Source organism: Mesorhizobium sp. M0514 (assembly GCF_040321145.1).
Lineage (GTDB): Bacteria > Pseudomonadota > Alphaproteobacteria > Rhizobiales > Rhizobiaceae > Mesorhizobium.
Genome location: NZ_JAMYQZ010000141.1, coordinates 1 through 9,138, shown reverse-complemented (window position 1 = coordinate 9,138; position 9,138 = coordinate 1). Strand labels below are relative to the sequence as shown.

6 protein-coding genes and 1 pseudogene are annotated in these 9,138 nt (G+C 61.7%); 5 read left to right on the top strand and 2 right to left on the bottom strand.

Going from position 1 to position 9,138, the window contains the following annotated elements; translation table 11 throughout:
- Nucleotides 1-534 (top strand): annotated as a pseudogene (locus NKI61_RS31160) (DDE-type integrase/transposase/recombinase); the annotation flags it as partial.
- 272 nt (nt 535-806) lie between these two features.
- Here the strand turns inward: NKI61_RS31160 and aspS are convergent.
- Nucleotides 807-2,600 (bottom strand): aspartate--tRNA ligase, encoded by a 1,794-nt coding sequence (gene aspS / locus NKI61_RS31155; RefSeq protein WP_352519225.1) that lies wholly within the window; start codon nt 2,598-2,600, stop codon nt 807-809.
- A gap of 193 nt (nt 2,601-2,793) precedes the next feature.
- Here aspS and NKI61_RS31150 point away from each other — a divergent pair, with 193 nt between their 5' ends.
- Nucleotides 2,794-4,314 carry a PIN domain-containing protein gene (locus tag NKI61_RS31150; protein WP_352519226.1) on the top strand — a complete coding sequence of 507 codons (1,521 nt, stop codon included), beginning with the start codon at nt 2,794-2,796 and terminating at the stop codon, nt 4,312-4,314.
- A gap of 61 nt (nt 4,315-4,375) precedes the next feature.
- Here the strand turns inward: NKI61_RS31150 and NKI61_RS31145 are convergent, their stop codons facing one another.
- Complete coding sequence (locus NKI61_RS31145) at nt 4,376-5,134, bottom strand: DeoR/GlpR family DNA-binding transcription regulator (protein ID WP_023734158.1); 759 nt, start codon at nt 5,132-5,134, stop codon at nt 4,376-4,378.
- 114 nt (nt 5,135-5,248) lie between these two features.
- On the opposite strand from NKI61_RS31145, the gene NKI61_RS31140 reads away from it, so the two are divergent.
- The 3 genes from NKI61_RS31140 to rnd all read left to right on the top strand — a co-directional run bounded on the left by NKI61_RS31140 (nt 5,249) and on the right by rnd (nt 9,128).
- Nucleotides 5,249-6,451: an MFS transporter gene (locus NKI61_RS31140; protein WP_352842188.1), complete on the top strand. Its 1,203-nt coding sequence runs from the start codon at nt 5,249-5,251 to the stop codon at nt 6,449-6,451.
- Between the two features lie 205 nt (nt 6,452-6,656).
- Nucleotides 6,657-7,901, top strand: a complete 1,245-nt coding sequence (locus tag NKI61_RS31135) for an MFS transporter (RefSeq protein ID WP_023750462.1) — start codon at nt 6,657-6,659, stop codon at nt 7,899-7,901.
- A gap of 75 nt (nt 7,902-7,976) precedes the next feature.
- On the top strand, nt 7,977-9,128 hold the full coding sequence (rnd, locus tag NKI61_RS31130) for a ribonuclease D (protein WP_352842192.1): 1,152 nt from the start codon (nt 7,977-7,979) through the stop codon (nt 9,126-9,128).
- Nucleotides 9,129-9,138: the final 10 nt, after the last annotated feature.

Here is a 9,138-nt window from a genome sequence, read left to right as displayed (position 1 = left end):
TGGGGTCCAAAGAAGATCGTGGCACGGCTCAGGCGCACGGCTCCCGAGTTCATGTGGCCTTCAGCCTCGACGGTCGGCGCGATCCTTGCGCGGCATGGGCTTGTCCGCGCCCGCAAGCGACCCCGCCTGCGGGCCTGCGGCAATGGACCCTGGCCACAGCCGCAAGAACCGAACGCGGTGTGGACTGGCGATCACAAGGGCTGGTTCCGGACCCGCGACGGCTGGCGTTGCGAACCCTTGACGGTGATGGATGCGTCGAGCCGCTATCTTCTGGCGCTCGAAGCGACGGGGTCGACGGCCGATAGCGAAGCCTGGCCGGTGTTTGAGCGGCTGTTTGAAGAGCATGGCCTGCCGGATCGCTTCAGAAGCGACAATGGCCCGCCCTTCGCATCAGCCGGCGTCACCGGGCTGACGCCGCTTGTCGTGCGCTTCATCAAGCTCGGCATCACCCTGGAGCGGATCGCACCCGGCAGGCCACAGCAGAACGGACGTCACGAGCGCTTTCACCTGACCATGCTGCGCCGCGCCAACCAATCCGCTTGGCGCTGCGGCCGACGCATAGGGGAGAGAAGTGTCACCTATGTATCCGGTTCAAAGTGTTACCCATCTATCGGCTGGACACCGGCAGGCGGATGAGGGGCAGCGCCAACGCCTGCAAATTGTAGTTCGATGCTGAACCGATTGTCAGAAGGCGCCAACTGCTAAGGCCGTTCGCCAATCGCCTGCATGCGTGCTGCCCCTCATTGTCCTGCCGGACATTTCTCCCCGTATAGAGACGGGGAGAAAGGGCAGCTTCAACGCTGCCGTCAGTCCTTCTTCACTGCCGCGACACGCAGCGACAGATCACGCAACTGCTGCGGCGACGCTTCCGAAGGCGCGTTCATCAACAAATCGTAGGCCTGCTGGTTCATCGGGAACATGGTGATCTCGCGCAGGTTCTTGGCCCCGACCAGCAGCATGACCACGCGGTCGACACCGGCCGCCATGCCGCCATGCGGCGGCGCGCCATACTGGAAGGCGCGATAGAGGCCGCCGAAGCGCTCCTCGACCGTGGCGCGGTCCAGCCCGACCGTCTCGAACGCCTTGACCATGGTCTCGGGCAAATGGTTGCGGATACCGCCCGAAGCGATCTCGAAGCCGTTGCAGACCATGTCGTACTGGAAGGCCTTGATGCCGAGCAGGTCGTCGCCGTTGAGCGCGTCGATACCGCCTTGCGGCATCGAGAACGGGTTGTGGGCGAAGTCGATCTTCTTCTCCTCCTCGCTCCATTCGAAGAACGGGAAGTCGACGATCCAGCACAATTCGAAGCGCTCGCGGTCGACAAGGTTCAGTTCTTCGCCGGCACGCGTACGCGCGGCACCGGCGAAGGTGACGAACTTCTTCGGATCGCCGGCGACGAAGAAGGCGGCGTCGCCATCGGCAAGGCCGAGCTGCTGGCGGATCGCCTCGGTGCGCTCCTCGCCGATGTTCTTGGCCAGCGGACCGGCGCCTTCGAGCTTGTCGCCTTCCTTGCGCCAGAAGATGTAACCCAGTCCCGGCTGGCCCTCGCCCTGCGCCCACGAGTTCATGCGGTCGCAGAAGGCGCGGCTGCCGCCGGTCTTGGCCGGAATGCCCCACACTTCGGCCTTCGGATCGTTGGCCAGGATGTTGGCGAAGACCTTGAAGCCGGAATCGCGGAAATGGTCGGAGACGGCCTGCATCTCGATCGGGTTGCGCAGATCCGGCTTGTCGGAGCCATATTTGCGCATCGCGACATCGTAAGGAATGCGCTGGAATGTCTGCGTCACCGGCTTGCCGTTGGCGAAGGTCTCGAAGACGCCGCGCATCACCGGTTCCATGGTCGACAGCACGTCGTCCTGCTCGACGAAGCTCATTTCGAGGTCGAGCTGGTAGAATTCGCCGGGCAGACGGTCGGCGCGCGGGTCCTCGTCGCGGAAGCAGGGCGCGATCTGGAAATAGCGGTCGAAGCCCGAAACCATGATCAGCTGCTTGTACTGTTGCGGCGCCTGCGGCAGCGCGTAGAAGGTGCCGGGATGGATGCGCGACGGCACCAGGAAGTCGCGCGCGCCTTCCGGCGACGATGCCGTCAGGATCGGCGTCGAGAATTCGGTGAAGCCGACATCGGTCATGCGCTTGCGCATCTCGGCGATAATCTTGGTGCGCGACACGATGTTCCTGTGCAGCGTCTCGCGGCGCAGGTCGAGGAAGCGATACTTCAGGCGGATGTCTTCGGGATAGTCCGGCTCGCCGAACACCGGCAGCGGCAATTCCTTGGCTGCCGACAGCACCTCGATCTCGCGGGCAAAGATCTCGATCTCGCCGGTCGGCAGGTTGGCGTTGGTGGTGTCCGGCAAGCGCGCCTTGACCTCGCCGTCGACGCGGATCACCCATTCGCCACGCAGCGTCTCGGCGACCTTGAAGGCGGGCGAATCCGGATCGGCGACGATCTGGGTCAAGCCGTAATGGTCGCGCAGATCGATGAAGAGCAGGCCGCCATGGTCGCGCACGCGATGAACCCAGCCCGACAGGCGAACCGAAGAGCCGACATCGCTCTTTCTCAACTGGGCACAGGTGTGGCTGCGGTAACGATGCATTGTCATGGCAAAATTCCGGGGTGCTGGGTTGTGGCCCGAGCATCAAAGCCCGGTCCAAAATTTGCGCGAAAAGCGCATGGGAGGCCGGATTTGTCAAGGCAAGCCGGGCGATCGGGCGCCATCGCGGTAGACGGATCCGGCGAAGTTTTCCGCAGGTAGCTGCCAGGGGCCTCTAAAACTCTCGCAGGGTTGCTAATGAGTGGCTAGGCTGCCGCATGCCATATTGTCTTCTCGCGACACGCTGATTCCACTAACATTGATGCTGGCTGGCCGTGGCGGTATCGTCTTGGCGATTCATTCGAACAAATCGGCTTCATCAATGACTCACATCAACGTGGGCGTCGACTCTAACATCCTTCTCCACTTCGGGAACGTTGAAAACCTTAAGTGGAACGAGCTCTTTCCAGATTCTAGTTCAGTAACTGTGTTTATATGCGCCCAAGTTCAGAAGGAAATTGATAGTCACAAGGGAACCGTAACCGGATACATGCATAATCGGACGAGAGAGTATCAAAAAATACTTCGCTCGGCTGAAGCCAACGCCGATTATCGATATCGCTCCAATATCAACATAGGCGTTGAGTTTGTTTTTCTAGACCGCCCCCGTGATTCCGAATTAGACGACCAGGCTTTCGATCTGACGGAACCCGACTCGAGGATCGTCGCCCAGTTACTTCATGCTTCAGATTCCGGCGGCCTCGAAATGATAATGGTCGCGAATGACGCAAGGCCAATTAGGGTCGCCCGACAGCACGGAATGAAGGCCGTGAGGCCCGATGCTTGGGAACAGGTGCGAACCGAACTTGAGAGCCCAGCTACAATGCGGCTGCGGGCTGAGAATAAGGAACTACGAGAAAGGCTTTCGGCCCATCCGAACACCGTACTCGCGCGGCTGGAGGAACAGATCGAACATCGCATTTTCGCGGGCTTTGATAGCCATTTCGATCCAGATACTTTTTTTAAAAAGCTCAAGGCGAAGTTGCTGAAATGCCATGGCCTCCAGACGCCCGAGTCCGTGGCGAGGCAACATGATGTCGTTGCTGATCCTTGGGGTTTCGACATACCCAGACTCGGAAAAGTTTCTATGAAAGATATCAACAATTATGCTGAAGAAATCTCGGTTTTTACCGAAAACATAAGAGAGTTGGACGCGGCCGTTTTCTATCAATTGATCGAGAACTTGGCACTGATTGGCAGTTTCGCCATGGTGCTCGCCAACCAAGGGACAAAACCAGATGAATCCGTGTCCGTGGAACTGGCATTCGTCTCGGAAGGCAACTTCATTGATCCGGAAGCCCTCCATGACTCAATGAATCTTGGACTGGAGGTGCCATCACCCCCTGCTCCGCTTATGACAGACTTTTCTAGCTTCGCGGACCAACTTGCAACTCGCCACGGCCAAGATCATGAATTCGTCGACGTATCGAACGAGTCCGGCGGGAGGACCAAACGCTACTTATGCAAAAGATTCCAGCATGGGACAGAAAAAGAATTTTTTGATCTCTTTCTATCGGCTGATCCCAACACTCCTTCGGCCATCGAGATAACGGTTCGCGCGCATTACCTGCCGACACCGATTGTGCGGAGGGTTCATGTGTTACCAGTGCCGACTCATTTTTCCGAACCGGACGTCCTCAATCTTCTGCGAGAAGCGCATAGACTGATGCCACCCGAGCAGAGCGAACTCTTGCGCCGAGCGGTGGCGGAGTTTGAACGATAGGACGTGTTCGACCGCCAATTCGGTCGGTCATTGGCGCTAACATTGTCGACCTAGCCCGCATTCAAGCCAAATGGATCTCAGCGCCCTGGCGTTCGAAGTCGGCGAGGATCGCGGCCGGCGCGGTCTTTTCGACCACGAGGTGGCGGATCGCCTCTGGCCTGGCGACCCGGTAGGGTGCGGCTGTGGCTAGCTTGTCGTTGGTTACAGCGATGACGATGCCTGCGCTGTTCTTGGCCATCGCCCGCTTTACCTCGGCCTCAGCCGAATCGAAGGCCGTGACGCCGCGCGACGCATCGAGACCGCAGGATCCGAGAACAAACAGGTCCGCGCCAAGTTGCGCGACAGCGGCAAGCGTGTCGGCGCCGACGCAGGCGCCGAGATGGCGGTCGAACCGCCCGCCCAGCACAATCAGTTCGACCAAAGCGTGGTCTGACAGGACGGAGGCAATTTCGAGCGAATTGGTGGCGACGGTCAGATCGATGTCGCGCGGGATGGCCCTGGCGATCGCGGCATTGGTCGAGCCGCTGTCGATGAACAGGGTCTGTCCGCGCGAAAGCAGTGCCACGGTCGCGCGGGCCAGCCGCGTCTTTTCTTCGACCGCATGGCCGGCGCGCAGGCCGACCGGCGTGGCCGCGAAGGGTGCGGCCGCGACCGCGCCGCCATAGACGCGGCGGCACTGCCCGGCCTTGGCCAACTCCCTGAGGTCGCGCCGAACCGTGTCTTCCGAAACGCCGAAGCGGCCTGCCAGCTCGCCGGCCAGCACCCTTCCCTCGACGGCCAGGCGATCGCGAATAATTTGATGCCGCTCATCGGTCAGCATTGCATGATCCTGTTTTTTTTCCATGCACGTTCTTGCACGATTTGCATGTTTGTGCAAGATGCAGGCATATCAAACAGTGACAACCGTCGACTCTCTTGCCTTGAAAGCATCGTCATGACCTTTGGCCTCCGCCTCACTCCGCAACACCGGGTCTACGCCGGCTTTGCGATCTATTCGTTCGCTATGGGCCAAATCTTCCCGCGGCTGCCCGACATCAAGCACGCCATGGGCATCGGGGACGGCACGCTCGGGCTAAGCCTGATCGGGACGCCGATCGGCACCTTGACCGCGCTGACGCTGGCGGCGCCGATCCTGGAGCGCATCGGCTTCCGCCGCGCGCTGCTCGGGCTGGTGCCGCTTTTGTCGGTTGTCTTTGCCATTGCCGTGCATGCGCCTGGGCCGCTTGCGCTGTTCCTGATGCTGTTTCCGGTCGGCCTGATGATCGGCAGCGTCGAGATCATTCTCAATGTCGAGGCCGACAGAACCGAATTCCTGCTCAAGCGCCGGATCATGAACCGGGCGCATTCGTTCTGGAGCATTGGCTTTTTCGGCGCTGGCCTGTTCGGCGCCGCGCTTGCGCATCTCGGCATATCGCCGCAACTGCACCTGGCGATTGTCGTACCGATGGTTGCGACAGGAATCGCGCTGTTTCTCGGCGGTTACGAACCGGCGCCGAGCCGCTTCGCCGGCAATGACGAGACGGCGCCAAGGCTGGCGCGGCCGACGCTGCCTATCCTCGTCCTCGTCGCGGTGACGCTGTCGGCGATGCTGATGGAAGGCGCCAGCATCGACTGGTCGGCAATCTACATGCGCACCGTGTTCGATGCGGGCCCTTTCGTCGCCGGTTTCACGGTGGCGCTGTTTGCATTCTCGCAAGCGGCCACGCGCTTCTTTGCCGACTCCTTTGTCGACCGCCACTCGCCTAGCGGCGTGGCGCGGGTGCTGCTGGCGACGATGGCGGTCGGCGTGCTGCTCGTCTTCTTCTCGCCTGCCCCGCTCGTATCGATGCTGGGCTTTGCGCTACTTGGCACCGGCAGCAGCGCGATCTTTCCGCTGGCGATCTCGGCGGCGGCCCAACGCACGGACCGCTCCGCGGCAATCAATGTCGCGGCGCTGTCGCAGATCTCCTTCGTCGCCTTCCTGCTCGGCCCGCCGTTGCTCGGCTTCGTCTCCGACCATTGGGGCATCCGTTCGGCCTTCGGCATCGGCATTCCGTTCATCATCCTCAGCCTGCTGACCGCCGGCTCGCTTGGCCGAAGGGCGTCCCGCCCGGCCGCACAAGCGGATGAGGCTTTGACGAGGGCTCACGAAGCCTGAACGGCCCTACCTGAAAGCCACACACCTGTTGGCGGCGGGACAAGCCACTGGCATTGGCCACACCGATGGTTCAGAACTGTGGAGCCACCTGGACGAGTATGACGTTTCGTCGATCGTCACACTCATCCAGCTCTTTCTCGAAGCATGATCTTTTCCGAAAACCGGTTCCCACTTTTCGGGATCATGCTCTAAGCAACGGTTCCGTATGTCCTCCATCCGCCCGCTGATCCCGCTCCTCATCGCCGCCGGCATCCTGCTTGGCGGCAACGGGCTGCAGGGCACGCTGATCGCGCTGCGCGGCGCGCAGGAAGGATTTTCGGCCTCCGACATCGGCCTGATGGGTACGTTCTATTTCGCCGGCTTCCTGTTGGGGTGCTTGGCCGTCACCCGTATCCTCAAGGCAGTCGGCCATGTCCGGACGTTTTCAGCGCTCGCCGCCATCGCCGCTGCCAGTACGCTGCTCCTGGTGCTGGTGATCGATCCGGTGATGTGGTGCGCGGTGCGCTTTGCCGGCGGTTTCTGCTTTGCCGGCCTGTTCACCGTCATGGAAGCCTGGCTGAACTCCGGCGTCGAAAACAAGGATCGTGCGCGGGTGCTCGCCATCTACCGCATGGTCGATATCGGCTCGGTAACCGGCGCGCAGTTCCTGATCCCGATCTTCGGCCCCGGCGGCTTTGCCATCTTCGCCATCATGTCGATGATGATCACGCTGTCGCTGGTTCCGGTGTCGCTCGGCGACCGCTCCAACCCGACGCCGCCGGAAGACGTCAAGCTCGATCTCGCCCGCGTCTGGCGGATTTCGCCGCTCGGCTGCTTCGGCTGCATCTGCGTCGGCGTCACCAACAGCGCGTTCCGCACGCTGTCGCCGGTCTATGCCGAGCAGATCGGCATGTCGGTGGCCGATGTCGTCACCTTCGTCAGCGTCGGCATCTTCGGCGGCGCCCTCATCCAGTATCCGCTGGGCTACCTCTCCGACCGCTGGGATCGGCGCGCGGTGCTTTTGGCCACGACATGCGGCGCCATGTTCGCGGCGCTGGCGCTGGTCTTCGTCGCCGGCGCCGATCCGACCCTCAATTTGATCATCGTCTTCATCTTCGGCAGCTTCGCCATGCCGCTCTATTCGCTATCGGCGGCGCATTCCAACGACCGCGCCGACAAGGGCGAGTTCGTGCTGATCAACGCCGCCTTGATGCTGTTCTATTCCTTTGGCGCCATTGGTGGCCCCTTCGCGGCGTCCGCAGTGATGCAACATTTCGGACCGGGCGCCCTGTTTGTCTTCAGCGCAGTCGTCTACGCCACCCTCATCGCCGTCATTCTCTACCGCATGCAGGTGCGCGGCAGCGTGCCGGCGGGCAAGCGCAGCCGCTTCACGGCGCTGCTGCGCACATCAACCGTCTTCGCGCGGCTGGCGCGCAGAAATGGCGATTCCGACGGATCGGCTGATACTTGACCGAAGGGCGGCTTGACGAAAGCGCCCATGGCTGAAATTGAAAGAGAACCTTACCCGTTACTAAAAAGCGATTTGATGCACGTCATCACCACCCAAAATGAGCTCGAGTCCGTTCTCGCCGCTTTTGAAAAGTCGGATTTCGTCACCGTCGACACCGAATTCATTCGCGAAACGACATTCTGGCCGATTCTGTGCCTGATCCAGATGGCGGCGCCCGGCGTCACCGCGCTGATCGACCCGCTGGCGCCCGACATCAACCTCGCCCCGTTCTTCCGGCTGATGGCCAATGAGGCGGTGGTCAAGGTTTTCCATGCCGCGCGCCAGGACATTGAAATCATCGTCCATCTCGGCGATCTGGTGCCCCATCCGGTGTTCGACACCCAGGTCGCGGCCATGGTCTGCGGCTTCGGCGACAGCGTCTCCTACGATCAGCTGGTGCAGCGCATCACCGGCGCACGGCTCGACAAATCCTCGCGTTTCACCGACTGGCGCCACCGGCCGCTGTCGGACAAGCAACTCGACTATGCCTTAGCCGACGTCACCCATCTGATCGACGTCTACAAGCATCTCAGCGCCGAACTGGAGCGGGAAAACCGCGCCCATTGGCTAAACGAGGAAATGGAGGTGCTGACTTCGCGCGAGACCTACGATCCGCACCCCGAAGACGCTTGGAAGCGGCTGAAGATGCGGCTGCGCAAGCCGCAGGAGCTGGCGATCGTGCAGACGGTGGCGGCATGGCGCGAACGCGAGGCGCGCGAGCGTGACGTGCCGCGCGGCCGGGTGCTCAAGGACGACGCCATATACGAGGTCGCCCAGCAGGCGCCGCGCGATGCGGCAGCGTTGGGCAAGCTGCGCACGACGCCGAAAGGCTGGGAGCGTTCGTCGACGGCTACCGCATTGCTTGGCGCGGTCAACACGGCGCTCGCTTTGCCCCGCGAAGAGATGCCGAAGCTGCCCAAGAGCTTTCAGCCGCCCGAGGGCTCCAATGCCGCCTCCGAGCTGCTGAAGGTTCTGTTGCGGATCGTCGCCGAGAAGGAAGGCGTCGCCTCGAAAGTGCTGGCGTCCAGCGACGACATCGACCGCATCGCCGCCGAGGGCGAGGATGCCGACGTGCCGGCCCTGCAGGGCTGGCGACGCGCCGTGTTCGGCGAAGCCGCACTGAAGCTGGTGCGCGGCGAAATCGGCATCAAGTTCGACAAGCGCAAGATCGCGGTGTTCGTTTTGTAGACCCCCACCC

Bases quoted from the DNA above. Each gene is read 5' to 3' on its own strand.
- aspS (WP_352519225.1), bottom strand. From the start codon at position 2,600: ATGACAATGCATCGTTACCGCAGCCACACCTGTGCCCAGTTGAGAAAG.
- NKI61_RS31145 (WP_023734158.1), bottom strand. From the start codon at position 5,134: ATGCTGACCGATGAGCGGCATCAAATTATTCGCGATCGCCTGGCCGTC.
- NKI61_RS31140 (WP_352842188.1), top strand. From the start codon at position 5,249: ATGACCTTTGGCCTCCGCCTCACTCCGCAACACCGGGTCTACGCCGGC.
- NKI61_RS31135 (WP_023750462.1), top strand. From the start codon at position 6,657: ATGTCCTCCATCCGCCCGCTGATCCCGCTCCTCATCGCCGCCGGCATC.
- rnd (WP_352842192.1), top strand. From the start codon at position 7,977: ATGCACGTCATCACCACCCAAAATGAGCTCGAGTCCGTTCTCGCCGCT.